Raw genomic sequence first — 12,547 nt, forward strand, 5'->3', positions numbered from 1 at the left:
GCGCGAGACCGGGCCACGGGGGATGGCATGCTGACGGATCGGGAAATCCGCGCTCTCACGCCGCGCGAGAAACCATACAAGGTTCGCGACGGACTCGGCCTGGTGCTGGTCGTCATGCCCAGCGGCAGCCGACTCTGGAACTACCGGTACGAGATCGCTGGCAAGGAGAAAAAGCTGTCCATCGGGCAGTACCCGGAGATCTCCCTGGCAGAGGCACGGAAGGCGCGCGACGTGGCGAGGGAGCAGCTTCGCGCCGGTCGGGACCCCAGCGTGGAAAAGCGGGTCCAGCGCTTAGCGGCCCAGGCCTCTCTCGGCACCACCTTCGAGGTCATTGCCAGGGCCTGGCACGAGGAACAGAAGGCGCGCTGGACGGCCACGCACGCCGCCGACGTGCTGAGTAGCCTCGAGGCCTCCGTGATCCCCTCGCTCGGCCGCCTGCCCATCAGTGAGATCACGCCGCCGCTCGTTCTGGTGGTGCTGCGCGATGTCGAGCGGCGCGGTGCGATCGAGACGGCGCATCGAATTCGGCAGCGGATCAGTGCCGTCTTTCAGCATTCCATCGCCCATGGCTGGGTGAGCATCGATCCCGCGGCCCAGGTTCAGCGTCTGCTGAAGCCGGTTCAGCGCGGCCGCCAGCCTGCGATCACCGATGTGGAGCGCCTGCGGCAGATGCTGCGCGATGCGGAGAAGATGCCGGCGCAGCCGGTGACCAAGCTGGCGCTTCGCTTCCTCGCACTGACCGTTGTTCGACCGGGCGACGAGCTGCTGGGGGCCTATCTACAGGAGATTGAGGATCTCGAGGGACCCGCGCCGATGTGGCATGTCCCTGCCGCCCGCATGAAGGTGAAGAGCGCCGGCGACCACCTAGTCCCCCTGGCACCACAGGCGGTGGAAATCGTGCGCGCCCTGCGGCGCTTTATCGGGCCAAGCGGCCTGATGTTTCCGACGGCTCGCACCACGCGCCGGGCGATCAGCAACAACGCGATCGGCTATCTGCTGAACCGTGCCGGGTATCATGGCCTGCATGTGCCGCACGGATGGCGCGCGGCCTTTTCGACCATCATGAACGAGCGCCATCGCGCCGATCGCGCCGTCATCGACCTGATGCTGGCGCATACCCCAAAGGACAAGGTGGAGGCGGCCTATAACCGCGCCCGGCACCTGGAGCGGCGGCGGGAATTGGCGGAGGAATGGGCCAATCTACTGCTGGACGGCCTGCCCTCCGCCAGCGAGCTGACGGAGGGGCCCAGGCGCCCGCTCAAGCGCCGCGACGAGCCTTCGGAGGACGCCCCCGTGGCGAGCCTTCCGGGGCGCTCTCGCCGCGCAGCTTAGGGGGCACGGGCGGCCGCGCGGCCTTCCATGCCTGGATCTCCGAGAGAACCCAGCGCACCACGCCACCACCCAGATCACGCGGCAATGGAAAGCTGCCGGCATCCATGCGGCGGTAGATGGTGGACCGGCCGAGGCCCACTTCCGCTTCGACGCGCGAGATCCCGATCCAGGGATCGACAGGCGGGACGAGCGGGCCATCGGGTGGTGCCGCGGCCGTGGCCACCGAGGCCGCCTTGAGCGTCGGCTCAGCCATTGAGGTGCCTCCGCATCCGCTGCATCGGCGCCTTGGACTCGGCCAGCAGAAGGGCGGCGCGGGCCATCGCCACGCCATTGGGATGGTGCACCACCAGGTTCTCCAGCATGCGGGCGCAGAACAGCGCGAAGTCGGCGCAACTGGGGTTCGTGTCGATCGCTGCCATGTTCATGGCGTCGACCAGCCGGTTCGTCTTCTCGTCCCGCGCCAGCGCCAGCACGCTCCGCAAGGTGCAGGGCGCGCAGGTGGACCTGTCGCCGGTGCAGTCCAGAACGGCTTTGCCGTTGAAGGGCTGCAGCAGCGCAGCCGAATCGTCATCAGCCATGGGGGTGGTCTCCGTGGAGTAGAGAGGAGGAAGGGCCGGCGCCGAGGGCTTCGATCAGGGCGTCGCGCAGATGCGGCGGCAGCCGCAGCATGCCCGGCAGCATCTCCCGCGCCTGCACCAGGCCGCGCGTGGCGGCATAGGCCGCCAGCTGCTGCTTGGTGGAGCGCGGCCTGCGAGGAAAGCTGGCGTCATGCTGGTGGGCGAAGGCCCAGGCGAGCGCCCATTCGCATTCGCTCGGTGCCTCGACTGGTGGGGTGCGTTCATCCATGGCTGACGGCAGCCGCGAAGGCACTGAACTTGCCGGTCTCGTTGCCCCAGCTGTCCCAGCCCGGCGCAGCCTCTCGCGCAAACAGCTCGCAGCGCGGACCGGGCAGCAGTCGCTTGATCGCGGTGCGCAGCAGGTCGGGTTTGCGGGAATGCTCCCGGGTGGGGGCGACGACCAGGTTGCGGATGTTCCGCGCGCCGAGCTCGGGCCTGCCGCGCATGCCGACCAGGAAGAACTCGGCAGCGGAGCGGAAGACATAGCCGGTGCCGAAGGCCCAGGCCTTGCCGCTGCGCGACTGCTTCGCCCAGGCGCCCATGGTGGAGTAGCGGAAGCCCCAGGCCTCCATGGTGGCCAAGGCCTGCGGCATCATCGGCGCTGTCGCCCACATGACGCAGGCGGCAGCGTCCGGATGCGCCAGGGCCGCGACCGGCAGCGCCTGGATGTCGCCGAGGTCCATGCAGGCGTAGTGGTGCTGCGGGCTCTTGCGGTCGCCGGCGTCAGAGTGCAGCCGGAAGCCCCAGGGGGGATCCGCCAGGATGGTGCTGTACCAGCGGCGCCGGAGCTCCCCGAATGGCCAGGGCTCGAGGCCCTCCAGCAGGTCGGGGGTGTAGAACACAGCGCTCATGCCGCCACCTCGACGGGGTACAGCCAGAAGCCCTGCTTGCCGCGCGCCGGGATCATCGGTTGCACCGGCTGGATGGAGCGCAGCGGCCAGGCGAAGACGTGCTCGCTGGCGCGGTCGCTGTCGCCGCCCTCGGCGCCGGTCAGGGCGCGCGCGCTGCGCGACGGCGCGATGATGACGGTGCAGATGATCGACGACATCGGCACGCACCGCGGATCCTTCAGCACCTTCTCCAGCAGCGGCACGGCCAACTCGGCGCGCAGGGCGGTGCCCCGGCCCTCCTCAAGCCCGCTCAGCTGGTCCAGCAGCTTCAGCACCTCCACCTCCCGGACAGGGCGCGATCCTGCATGGATCCCGATGCGCCGGTTGGTCAGGCGCGCCGGCGTGCGCCAGCCGCGGAACTCGAAGGGCTTCGCGCCTAGCGCGATCAGCGACGCCCAGGGCTGCCAGATGGTGAGGCAGGGGATATCGCGCGTCACAGCCGCCCCCCATCCACCACGGTGAAGGGGCGATTGCTGGCGCCGGCGACCACCTGGGGCAGCCAGTGGCGCGGCACGGCCCACAGCGCAGACCCTGCCGGCCCATGATCGCAGGGCACCGTCTCCTCCAGCCGCTGCACCAGCTTCGCCTCGGCCTCGAGCTGCCGCAGCGCGGCCCCACGCACATCGGCGCAGGCGCAGGCGTGGAAGATGGTGGCGATCATCCGCTGCCCCGCCTGGCGCAGCGGCGCGGCAGCATAACCTTGAAGATCGACCAGACGCTCGGCCTGGCCGACAATCGCCTGCAACGCGTCAGGCAGGCGCTCCGGCCGCTGCGCGGCGACGCGCTGTGCGTACCAGACGGCGGCGAGCAGAGGGCGCGCGATCATCGCGGCCACTCCCCGCGCAGCCGGATCGCCATGACGCGCAGCATCCGCTCCACGCGGATCGTCTCGATGCCGCCGAAGGCGGCCAGCAGGCCTGCAGCTTTCTCCAGCATCACGGCGGGGATGGCCTGGTCCTGCGGCCTTGGCAGCGGCCGACCCGCAAAGGCTGGGGCGACGGCGCGCATGACGGTCGCCAGCTGGCGGAAGTCGCGCCGGTTCCACGGCAGCAGCAGGTACGAAGTCGCGGCTTCCTCAGCCATGTCCGCTACCTGCAGCAGCGCGTCTGAGGTGACCTCCTCCCGCGCGAGGGCGCGCTGCAGGTGCCGCGCCGCGAGCGGCGAAAGGCTGTCCGGGTGGACCAGCCGGCTCAGCAGATCGGTGGCGTCATGGCTTACGGGCTGTTTGTCGTCGGCGGCTATGCGCCGGCAAGGCTCAGGCGGTGTGTGTATCGCGAGATTCGACACCTATCGACCTCCAGCACCGCGGGATGCGGCGTGGAGCGAATGTGCCCATCAGGCAAATTCCGCGCAAGCGAATATTCCCAATGGGCTATTTTATTTTTGGCACGCTTATTCCCAGCAGGTCTTCCGCGACCGTCAGCCACCGGTCGGCCTGCTCCGGCGACATGCGTCGCAGCAGCGCGTCGGCCCGACGCAGTTCCTCGACATGACGCCCCGCTTCTGGGGGGTAAAAGAGCGCGTCGGGCGTGGTCTCATAGATTTCAGCGAGTTGGCGGAGCCTATCCACATTCGGCACTACCTTTCCCGCCTCCCACTTATGGATCGCAGCTGAGCCCAGACCCAGTTTGTTCCCCACTTGTTCTTGGGTCAACCCTCTCGCCTCCCGCCACTGGGTCAGGGTGGTGAAAGGCTCGGTCGGGGTGGTTCGCTTTGTCGGCATAAGCACAGAGTTCAGCGCATGGGTTCGTGCCGCCATGCGCCATGGGGCAGAAGGCGCTTGACCTTCGTTGTTCCTAATGGGCAATTTACATCATGCTCCTGCACCAATGGCTCGAAACCAGCGAGATGAGCGCCGCGCAGCTCGCCGACACCGTCGGCGTCCATCTGTCCACCGTTTTCCGGATCGCTCTGGGCACACGGCGGGCCAGCCTCCGCGTCGCCCTGGCGATCCAGGAGGCGACCAAAGGCGAGGTGTCGACAGCGGAGGTCGCAGCGGCATTCGCCAATCCAACCATCCGGCCCGGCAGGCGAGGACCTTTGCGTCGATCGCTGGCCGCCCGGGAAAAGGTCGCACATCCATGATGCGATCTTCCGATTCCCGGTCCGCGCGCGCACCGGGAATCGATCCAGTAGCAGGACAGTGCCGGCGATGACCGACGTCCTGCTCCACGGCGAAAGCCTGCGCGCCCTGAAAACCGCCTTCCGGCGCCTGGTCGCCGATGTCGGCGGTCTGGCAGCAGCCGAGGCTTGCGTGCGCGTCTCGGACTCGCAGCTGTCGCGCTACTACGACCAGGCAGACCTCGCGACCTTCCCGCCCGCGGATGTCATCGCGCAGCTCGAAGCTATCGCCGGCGAGCCCGTAGTGACCGCTGAGCTGGCGCGGCTTCGCGGCTATCGGCTCGCGCGCCTTGGCCAGGTCGACAGCTCCATGCTGACCGCCGCTGTTGCCGAGTTCGCCCGTCATGCCGGCGGTGTCCCTGCGACACTTTGCGAGAGCCTGGCCGATGGGAAGCTCTCCCGCGCCGAGGCGGACAGCATCGGTCGGCTGGCGGCCCATCAGGCCCGGCAGCTGGAAGCCATCGCCGCCAAGGCGGCCGCCATGTTCACCAGCTCGCTCGCCGCCCCCGCGGTCGAGAGCGAGGGGGCGCCTGCCGCGCGCGGACCGCATGCCGGTCGCGCCGGTAGGCGCCAGCCTCGGGCGCGCCGGACATGACGCGGCGTCGAGGCACGCCTGCTCGGCGCGGCCACGGCCGCCTGGACTTCGCGGCGATAAACCGCGCCGCCCTGCCGCACCTCGGCACGCTCTGCATCCGGTGGCTGCCGGGAGGCAAGCAGCAGGGCGACGAGTGGCGATGCGGTGACCTGCGGGGCACGCCGGGGCGGTCCTGCAGCGTGAACCTTGCCTCCGGCAAATGGGCCGATTTCGCGGCCGGCATCTCCGGCGGCGACGTCATCAGCCTCGCCGCGGCCATCCACAACCTCAGCCAGGCGGAGGCCGCGCGCAGCCTCGCCGAGATGCTCGGACTAGATCTAGGGGAACACCATGTCTGAACACACGGGATCGCCGAAGGCGGGCGCAACAGACCCGTTCGCGCCGCTGAAGGCGAATGGCGTGGCGCATTATCCGAAGCCGCGCCAGGACGCCAAGGAGACATGGGAGCCAACGCTGACGCCGCTGCCGGTCGAAGCACCTCAGCCGGCGGACCTTTTTCATCCGGGGTTCGGCAAGGCCGTCGCATGCTGGCCGTACCGCGATGCCGAGGGTGGGCTGCTGTTCGTCGTCGCCCGGTTCGAGCGCCGCGAGGGCGACAAGCTGAAGAAGGATGTCACCCCTTTCTGCCACGGCCGTCGCGTCTGGATCGACAGCAAGGGTGCGCAGCAGGACCGCACCGGCTGGCATATGAAGGCACCGCCAGCGCCGCGCCCCCTCTACGGCCTGCAGCACCTGGCGGCGCGGCCGAAGGCGCCGGTGCTGCTGGTTGAGGGCGAGAAGGCCGCGGACGCTGCTGCGAAGCTGTTCCCCGAGCACGTGGTGATTGCGAGCCAGGGCGGTAGCAACGCCGCGTCCCGGGCGGATTGGTCGCCCCTGACCGGTCGCGCCGTGACCTGCTGGCCGGATCGCGATGAGCCTGGTCTCGCCTATGCCAATGCGGCGGCCGAGCATGCCCGGCCGCGCGGCGGGGCCCGGGCGAAGAGCTTCCGCATCGTGGAGGTCCCGCGCGACTGGCCTGAGGGCTGGGATCTGGCCGACCCGCTGCCCGTTGGGGTGTCGCCGGAGCTGCTGGCTGAGCTCCTGTCGGAGGCGCAGGATGCCGATCCGCCTCAGCTCCCGCCCAACTTCATCTTCAAGAGCACCGGGCTCTGGTACGATCCGGGCGCCAGCCTGGATGAGGAAGTGCCGGCGGAGCGGACGATGATCGCCGCGCCCTTCGAGGTTGTGGGCGAGGCGAATGATGGCGCAGGCCAGAACTGGGGCCTCGTCATCCGCTGGAAGGACCGCGACGATCGGCACCACCAGTGGAGCGTGCCGAAGCGCCTGATCCATGCCGACGGCAACCGCATCGCGGAGGAGCTCGAGGAGGCGGGGCTGCACTGCAACCCCAGCAGCAAAGCGCGCAGCCTGTTGAAGCAGTTCATCGGCGGCGTGCGCAGCAAGCGGCGCCGGATCTGCGTCGACCGTACCGGCTGGCATCTGGCCAGCGGCAAGAGCGTCTTCATCCTGCCGGGCGGAGAGGCCTACGGGCCGGCCGCCAGCTCCGTCATCCTGCAGACCGACCACGCAGGCACCGATGGGGCCTTCCTCGCCGCCGGCAGCCTGGCCGACTGGCAGGAGCATGTCGGGCGGCTGGCGGCCGGGAACAGCCGGCTGGTGGTCGCCATCTGCACCGCCCTGGCCACCCCGTTGCTGGACATCGTGGGTGGCGACAGTGGCGGTCTTCACATCGTGGGCGATTCTCAGACCGGCAAATCGACGACCCTCTATGTCGCGGGCAGCGTCTGGGGAAAGGGCGCCCGCGGCGCGCAGGTGCGGCAGTGGCGCGCCACGGCGAATGGCCTGGAGAGCGCGGCCTCGGAAACCAGCGACACGGTTCTGATCCTGGATGAGATGGGCCAGGCCAGCAGCAACGATGTGGCCGACACCATCTACATGCTGGCCAATGGCAGCGGGAAGCTGCGGGCCGGCAGGGAGGGCGGCGCCCGGAAGTCACGCACCTGGCGCACCATGTTCCTGTCCACCGGCGAGGTGACGCTGGGCGCCAAGATGGCAGAGGCCGGGCGCAAGCTGATGGCGGGCCTCGAGGTGCGGCTGGTGAACCTGCCGGCGGACGCTGGCGCCGGCATGGGTGTCTTCCAGCAGCTCCACAACCACAGCAAGCCGGGGGATTTGGCGAAGGCACTGCAGGCCGCGGCCAAGACCCATTACGGCACGGCGGGGCGCAGCTTTCTGACGCACCTGGTCCGGGCCAGGGTGACCGATGCGCGGGGGCTGGAGGCCCGGGTGAAGACCGCTCAGGCGGGCTTTGCGAGAAAGCATGTGCCGGAGGATGCGGCCGGCCAGGTGCGTAGCGTGGCTGATCGCTTCGCGCTGATCGGGGCAGCTGGGGAGCTGGGGATCGAATGGGGTGTACTTCCCTGGTCGAAGGGAGAGGCGATGGCCGCCGCCGGCGCCTGCTTCCGAACCTGGCTGGGCGAGCGCGGCGGTGCCGGCGCAACCGAAGACCAGCAGGCCATCGCCCAGGTGCAGGCCTTCCTCGAGGCTCATGGCGAAAGCCGCTTCACGCCGCTGGTTCGCCGCGCCGAGAATGGGGACGTGACCCCTCCTAACCCGGAACAGCACCGCACACAGAACCGTGCCGGCTGGCGTCGCCGGCCAAATGGCAGCGCCGACGAATGGGAGTATCTGATCCTGCCCCAGGCGTGGACGCAGGAGGTCTGCAAGGGCATGGACCCGAAGAGGGTAGTCGCCGTGTTGCGCGCGGCAGGCCTTCTCCTCGGCGCCAGCAGCCGGGCTGCCGCAGACCTGGTGAAGATCCCCGGCGAAGGGCCGATCCGGTGCTACCGAGTCAGTGGCGCAATTTTGGGCATCCGCGAGGAGCCTGGCGAGGACGAGATCGAGTCCTGAAGAGCAGGCGAAAGTGCGGTGTTACCTGTGTTACCGCGTTACCTTGCTGAAAAGGCTTGCGATTTCGGTAACACCGGGTTCGACGTCGGTGTTACCGGTGTTACCTCCCTCGTGACCTGGCGCCGAAAAGGTAACACCGGTAACACCTGCGTTGGCCGCGTGTGTTACCAAATACATGTGAAAAATCAGCGCGGTAACGCGGTAACACCGGTAACACGTCGTTTTTCGCTATAGCGGGCGGATGCGGCCCGAAGGCCAATCGCTCTGCACAATAAATAGGCTTCACGGCTCTGCGAACCGTGATATTTATGCTGTGGCGATGGGCGGGGGCCTGCCGCTGGGAGCTCGATTGCAGCACGAGTCCGATCTCAGCGTGCGCGTTAGCGCTGCTGGATCACATGGCAGGTTTTGCGGTAGCTTCCTCAATATCCTGGGGAAAGACGCGCCCGAGCCCGTAAGGGCCGCGGGCGCTTTGCCGTTCTGGCCTTCCCCGCCGCGTTTCGGCGCCCCCGGCAGCGCCCCGCCCATCATCACAAGGTCCAGGACCAATGAAGCTGAGTCGCATCTCGGCGGGCACAGCCATGCCCGCGCCAATCTATGACGCCGAGGTGGTGCAGCTGCGGCTCGAGGATGCCGGCGCCACACTTCTGGCCCTCCCCTCCCGCGGATGCCTTCCGGCTGGCTATCGCAGCAACTGGCCCCGCGTCGTCACCGATGCCGCGGAGGCCCATGGCTATGGCGAGGCCGGTATCCGCCCGCCGGTACCCACCGCGCGCCGCGTGACCCAGATGGACGAGGCTTTCGGCTGGCTGAAGCTGCTGGAGCCGGACCGGATCAACCATCGACGCATCCTGCTGCTGCGCGCCCTGACCAGCCCCATCACTGGCCGGCACCGTCACACCTGGCGGGCGATCGGGACGATGTTCGGCTGGGACTACCGGGCGGTGCAGCGCTGGCACGCCGAGGGCATCAGCTGGATCGTCATGGCCCTCTACGCCCAGCAGTGCGGCGGCGCTGAATGGGCGCTGACCTGGCGGGCCGAGCGGGACGGGCCGGACAGCCTGGCCCGGCCGCGGGACGCCGAGCAGAGCGACGAGCTGGGCAAGGGGATGCGGACCACCAGGTGGGGGTAGGACTTGGGATTGCAGGCAGCCGTCAGCGGTCGCAGCCTGTATCTTCGGTGGTAGGGCGGGCGCGCACAGCCGGTTTTTTTACGCGTTAGCAATCAACAGAAAATTCGCGTAGATTTATGGGGACCTTGAGGCATCATCCTCACTCGCTTGCTCTTCCGACGCCGGCGATGAAGATGGTGCGATGGAGGGCGAGGTTCCGGATAAAGATTGCTTATTCATATGAGCGCCAGTCTCTGAAGCGATCGTCGGCGGTCCAGCCGACGAGTTAATGGGCTCGGCAGCGATAAAGTAAACGGCAAGAAGTAAGGCCAAAGCCATGGTGATCCCGAATGCTGCCGTAATAGCAAATGCGCGCTCCGCTCGCTTGACTGGCCTAGCCACCATCCTTTGGTACTCTTCGTCTCCTAAGAACCTGTAAAGTCGATCCCGCCATTCGGCCCTAAGCCCCCGCTGGATAGAGATGAAATGCCATCCACTCGCAATGACGGAGAGTACATAGATCGCAAGAACGAAGCCAATCAGGACTGCCGCGGGGCCCACTAGTGTCACATTTGTCGGCAGCGTGACCCGTGCAATAATTAGACCTAAGTTGCCGAAGACAGCGGCCACAACTGCGGCGCCGAGCGATCGCGTCGTCTCAGAGAGCTTCGCAGCGTCGTCGGAAACTGCCTTCCTCAGATCGCTTAACGCTCGGAGTGTTTCTTTGCTTTGCTGATTAATGCCGAAACTGTACGCAATACGTGCACCTTCCAGCGCAGAACTGAGCATTCCCGCGAGTTCGGGTACGCCGCCATCGCGCGAAGAGGTTCTCGCCACTTCGGCGGCCAGAAGTCCGTGCCTGTTTTCGAACTCGCGCTCGTTCTCGTACACCCAGTAAGCTGCAGCCTGGAGCGCCGCAAAAGCCTCCGAGGCCACCGGCGAATGTGCTGGTCTGAACCGCGTGGGTGGCGGACCTCGGAAGAGGAGCTTTCCGTCAGGCTCGACCTCCTGAGCGAGCGCAGCCGCGAGCCTGGTCGTCGCCTGTTCGCGCCATGGCGCCAATGCCTGCGCAGAAACGTCTACACCCGCCGACCGTAGCAGCCACCGCCCGATGTCAGCCCCTGGCCCCCCGGGTCCCAAGATGCGCACGACCCGCGCCGGGTTTGGAGGATCTAGCTCACGCGAAAAGTCGAGATCGGTACTTCCCCAAGGAGCATAGCGGACCGTAACGGTGTCAACCTGCTGATCCAATCCCTGCACCCAAACCACTCTGGAGATGGAATCCCTGCGCAACAGGGATTCCAAGCCTGATCTTGTGATGACGGCATCGACGCCCGGCGGTACATCTGGACTGCGCGCCGTGATCCGAACCCCGGATAGATTCTCGAAAAGGAGTTCGCGCGGGAATAATCCGCCCTCGTCTTCGAGTACGATATTCGACCAGCCCGCGCCTTCTAATTCCTCGAAGACGCTATAGGCTTCATCGCCGTTGAGCTGGTTAACGGCCAGCACGTCGCCGTTCTCCGTAACCGTTACCCGACCTTCGGCAATCAAGCCGTTAAGCCTGTCGGCCAATTCTTTCTGGAAGCGTGCCATCTTCAATCAACCTAGAGGTGCGAATAGTAAAAACGATCCCGGCTTCCGTCTGCTCTCGATGCACGGAATTGCCGAGTTCCTCTGCCGGAAACTCTAAACTAACCTGTTCAGCGGTGCGGACCAGACGACGAGGCTGTACCTGCAGGCTCCGCGCGTCGGGCTTGAACTCGATGTCGTGCAATCGCTGACGCCGAAGCTCGCTGCGGGTTGCCTTCTCGATCTCCTGTCGCGTACCTTCGTCCTCTGGCCGATCGGCAGCATGCATGATGGCATCGACAACGTCATCGTTCGTCACCGTGTCCCGACCGCGCAGGGCAGTCTTGGCGCGGGCTACCGCGCCACCGACGTCGCCACGAGGTAGATGATCCCTAACCTTCTGCACGGCCCGGCGTAGCGCCTCGCTCAGCCCGCTGGAGAGCTCGCCGTTCGAACGCGACCTGGCGACCCCCAGATACCGTTCAAAATAATCAGTCAAATCGGGCGCCTGCTTCATGCGGTCCGACGCCGACACAGCTTGATCCGCTACATTATCGGTGACGCGCACTAAACAAAATTTCTGAATAGCGCGCCGATCTTTGACAAACGCCTGAACGATGGCGCGAAGCACATTTCTGCCCTCAGCGTGCGCTAGCTCCACCGCTTCGCGATAATCGTATTTGATTAGGGCATAAAAAACGTCGGCGCCGTCGCACCTCAGTTCGAAGACAAAGAACGCCCCACCCACGCTTTGAGGGACATGCATTTCCCAAAAACGATGTGCTAATCTCTGGCCTCCCGCTTCAAAGCTTGTGTTGCCCAGAACTATGTCCTCTAGGATGCTCTTAACGGCTGAGCCCTGAATGAAATTGTGTACCCCGTCGCGGGCTTCATCCATTATGCGTGCACGGAAAAATCCTTCCTGCTGGACTTCAATTTCTTGCTGTTCAACGAATCCATCCTCTTCTCGCCCAACGACGTGAATTATCATGCGTACTACTCGCAGAGTGCTGACTTCTTCGTCTTTAAAAAACGCCATACCGTGCCGCCCCTCCGTGATAAGGTCGCATTCGCCCTGGTCGCGATGTCAGAGACTGGTTCGTCACATCGGTGCCATAGTCCCTCGCGCCGATGGCCTCCGGATCCGGACCTCGAGCCCTGTCGTTCTCGAGATGGATCAAAGCAGGGACATAGCAGGCTAGTAAATCCCAATCGTTCCCATTCGCTGCGCGCGCCGGCGGCGGCGGAAATTCTCTTGATCACATGGCAGGTTCTGGCGTAGCCGTGGCGGCACGATGCCAGGAGAGGGAGCGGCGCTCCCCTAGGCCCCCTCCTCACAGCGCGAGAAGCCCTCGGACCCACCGGTTCGAGGGCTTTTCCTTTTCCAGCGCCGGTGAT

Annotated in this window: 16 protein-coding genes; 6 read left to right on the forward strand and 10 right to left on the reverse strand. The window is 66.3% G+C overall.

Annotation, left to right across the window (positions count from 1 at the left end):
• Positions 1 to 27 precede the first annotated feature (27 nt).
• Positions 28 to 1,332: a tyrosine-type recombinase/integrase gene (locus HB662_RS02070; protein ID WP_168046625.1), complete on the forward strand. Its 1,305-nt coding sequence runs from the start codon at positions 28 to 30 to the stop codon at positions 1,330 to 1,332.
• Here HB662_RS02070 and HB662_RS29580 read toward each other — a convergent pair.
• The 8 genes from HB662_RS29580 to HB662_RS02110 all read right to left on the reverse strand — a co-directional run bounded on the left by HB662_RS29580 (position 1,259) and on the right by HB662_RS02110 (position 4,598).
• Positions 1,259 to 1,663, reverse strand: coding sequence for a helix-turn-helix transcriptional regulator (locus HB662_RS29580; protein WP_342449425.1), 405 nt, complete (start codon positions 1,661 to 1,663; stop codon positions 1,259 to 1,261). The two genes, HB662_RS02070 and HB662_RS29580, sit on opposite strands and share 74 nt — an antisense overlap.
• A complete protein-coding gene (locus HB662_RS02080; RefSeq protein ID WP_168046629.1) occupies positions 1,578 to 1,910 on the reverse strand; it encodes a hypothetical protein in 333 nt (110 codons plus the stop codon). Before HB662_RS02080 ends, HB662_RS29580 begins: the two co-directional genes overlap by 86 nt.
• On the reverse strand, positions 1,903 to 2,178 hold the full coding sequence (locus HB662_RS02085; RefSeq protein WP_168046631.1) for a hypothetical protein: 276 nt from the start codon (positions 2,176 to 2,178) through the stop codon (positions 1,903 to 1,905). Before HB662_RS02085 ends, HB662_RS02080 begins: the two co-directional genes overlap by 8 nt.
• On the reverse strand, positions 2,171 to 2,800 hold the full coding sequence (locus HB662_RS02090) for an MT-A70 family methyltransferase (protein ID WP_168046633.1): 630 nt from the start codon (positions 2,798 to 2,800) through the stop codon (positions 2,171 to 2,173). The genes HB662_RS02085 and HB662_RS02090 overlap by 8 nt, the downstream gene beginning before the upstream one ends.
• On the reverse strand, positions 2,797 to 3,276 hold the full coding sequence (locus tag HB662_RS02095) for an ASCH domain-containing protein (RefSeq protein ID WP_168046635.1): 480 nt from the start codon (positions 3,274 to 3,276) through the stop codon (positions 2,797 to 2,799). Before HB662_RS02095 ends, HB662_RS02090 begins: the two co-directional genes overlap by 4 nt.
• The gene (locus tag HB662_RS02100) at positions 3,273 to 3,665 is read right to left on the reverse strand and encodes a hypothetical protein (protein ID WP_168046637.1); all 393 of its coding nucleotides are present in this window, start codon (positions 3,663 to 3,665) and stop codon (positions 3,273 to 3,275) included. The genes HB662_RS02095 and HB662_RS02100 overlap by 4 nt, the downstream gene beginning before the upstream one ends.
• Positions 3,662 to 4,126 carry a hypothetical protein gene (locus HB662_RS02105; RefSeq protein WP_168046639.1) on the reverse strand — a complete coding sequence of 155 codons (465 nt, stop codon included), beginning with the start codon at positions 4,124 to 4,126 and terminating at the stop codon, positions 3,662 to 3,664. The genes HB662_RS02100 and HB662_RS02105 overlap by 4 nt, the downstream gene beginning before the upstream one ends.
• 85 nt (positions 4,127 to 4,211) lie before the next feature.
• Positions 4,212 to 4,598, reverse strand: coding sequence for a helix-turn-helix domain-containing protein (locus tag HB662_RS02110; RefSeq protein ID WP_342449426.1), 387 nt, complete (start codon positions 4,596 to 4,598; stop codon positions 4,212 to 4,214).
• Between the two features lie 56 nt (positions 4,599 to 4,654).
• On the opposite strand from HB662_RS02110, the gene HB662_RS02115 reads away from it, so the two are divergent.
• The 5 genes from HB662_RS02115 (at position 4,655) to HB662_RS02135 (ending at position 9,598) form a co-directional block, all read left to right on the forward strand.
• Positions 4,655 to 4,924 (forward strand): helix-turn-helix domain-containing protein, encoded by a 270-nt coding sequence (locus tag HB662_RS02115; protein ID WP_168046643.1) that lies wholly within the window; start codon positions 4,655 to 4,657, stop codon positions 4,922 to 4,924.
• Positions 4,925 to 4,991: 67 nt separating this feature from the next.
• Positions 4,992 to 5,555 (forward strand): hypothetical protein, encoded by a 564-nt coding sequence (locus tag HB662_RS02120; protein ID WP_168046645.1) that lies wholly within the window; start codon positions 4,992 to 4,994, stop codon positions 5,553 to 5,555.
• Complete coding sequence (locus HB662_RS02125; protein WP_168046647.1) at positions 5,552 to 5,893, forward strand: hypothetical protein; 342 nt, start codon at positions 5,552 to 5,554, stop codon at positions 5,891 to 5,893. Before HB662_RS02120 ends, HB662_RS02125 begins: the two co-directional genes overlap by 4 nt.
• The gene (locus tag HB662_RS02130) at positions 5,886 to 8,465 is read left to right on the forward strand and encodes a DUF927 domain-containing protein (protein ID WP_168046649.1); all 2,580 of its coding nucleotides are present in this window, start codon (positions 5,886 to 5,888) and stop codon (positions 8,463 to 8,465) included. The genes HB662_RS02125 and HB662_RS02130 overlap by 8 nt, the downstream gene beginning before the upstream one ends.
• A gap of 581 nt (positions 8,466 to 9,046) precedes the next feature.
• Complete coding sequence (locus tag HB662_RS02135; protein WP_168046651.1) at positions 9,047 to 9,598, forward strand: DUF6362 family protein; 552 nt, start codon at positions 9,047 to 9,049, stop codon at positions 9,596 to 9,598.
• Between the two features lie 114 nt (positions 9,599 to 9,712).
• Here the strand turns inward: HB662_RS02135 and HB662_RS02140 are convergent, their stop codons facing one another.
• Both HB662_RS02140 and HB662_RS02145 read right to left on the reverse strand, forming a co-directional pair.
• Positions 9,713 to 11,173, reverse strand: coding sequence for a hypothetical protein (locus HB662_RS02140; protein WP_168046653.1), 1,461 nt, complete (start codon positions 11,171 to 11,173; stop codon positions 9,713 to 9,715).
• Positions 11,136 to 12,188: a nucleoid-associated protein gene (locus HB662_RS02145; protein ID WP_168046655.1), complete on the reverse strand. Its 1,053-nt coding sequence runs from the start codon at positions 12,186 to 12,188 to the stop codon at positions 11,136 to 11,138. Before HB662_RS02145 ends, HB662_RS02140 begins: the two co-directional genes overlap by 38 nt.
• Between the last annotated feature and the right edge of the window lie 359 nt (positions 12,189 to 12,547).

This window comes from Falsiroseomonas frigidaquae, assembly GCF_012163145.1.
GTDB lineage: Bacteria > Pseudomonadota > Alphaproteobacteria > Acetobacterales > Acetobacteraceae > Falsiroseomonas > Falsiroseomonas frigidaquae.

Bases quoted from the DNA above. Each gene is read 5' to 3' on its own strand.
- HB662_RS02070 (WP_168046625.1), top strand. From the start codon at position 28: ATGCTGACGGATCGGGAAATCCGCGCTCTCACGCCGCGCGAGAAACCA.
- HB662_RS02085 (WP_168046631.1), bottom strand. From the start codon at position 2,178: ATGGATGAACGCACCCCACCAGTCGAGGCACCGAGCGAATGCGAATGG.
- HB662_RS02140 (WP_168046653.1), bottom strand. From the start codon at position 11,173: ATGGCACGCTTCCAGAAAGAATTGGCCGACAGGCTTAACGGCTTGATT.
- HB662_RS02110 (WP_342449426.1), bottom strand. From the start codon at position 4,598: ATGGCGGCACGAACCCATGCGCTGAACTCTGTGCTTATGCCGACAAAG.
- HB662_RS02130 (WP_168046649.1), top strand. From the start codon at position 5,886: ATGTCTGAACACACGGGATCGCCGAAGGCGGGCGCAACAGACCCGTTC.
- HB662_RS02115 (WP_168046643.1), top strand. From the start codon at position 4,655: ATGCTCCTGCACCAATGGCTCGAAACCAGCGAGATGAGCGCCGCGCAG.
- HB662_RS29580 (WP_342449425.1), bottom strand. From the start codon at position 1,663: ATGGCGTGGCGATGGCCCGCGCCGCCCTTCTGCTGGCCGAGTCCAAGG.
- HB662_RS02080 (WP_168046629.1), bottom strand. From the start codon at position 1,910: ATGGCTGATGACGATTCGGCTGCGCTGCTGCAGCCCTTCAACGGCAAA.
- HB662_RS02135 (WP_168046651.1), top strand. From the start codon at position 9,047: ATGCCCGCGCCAATCTATGACGCCGAGGTGGTGCAGCTGCGGCTCGAG.
- HB662_RS02145 (WP_168046655.1), bottom strand. From the start codon at position 12,188: ATGGCGTTTTTTAAAGACGAAGAAGTCAGCACTCTGCGAGTAGTACGC.
- HB662_RS02120 (WP_168046645.1), top strand. From the start codon at position 4,992: ATGACCGACGTCCTGCTCCACGGCGAAAGCCTGCGCGCCCTGAAAACC.
- HB662_RS02090 (WP_168046633.1), bottom strand. From the start codon at position 2,800: ATGAGCGCTGTGTTCTACACCCCCGACCTGCTGGAGGGCCTCGAGCCC.
- HB662_RS02125 (WP_168046647.1), top strand. From the start codon at position 5,552: ATGACGCGGCGTCGAGGCACGCCTGCTCGGCGCGGCCACGGCCGCCTG.
- HB662_RS02100 (WP_168046637.1), bottom strand. From the start codon at position 3,665: ATGATCGCGCGCCCTCTGCTCGCCGCCGTCTGGTACGCACAGCGCGTC.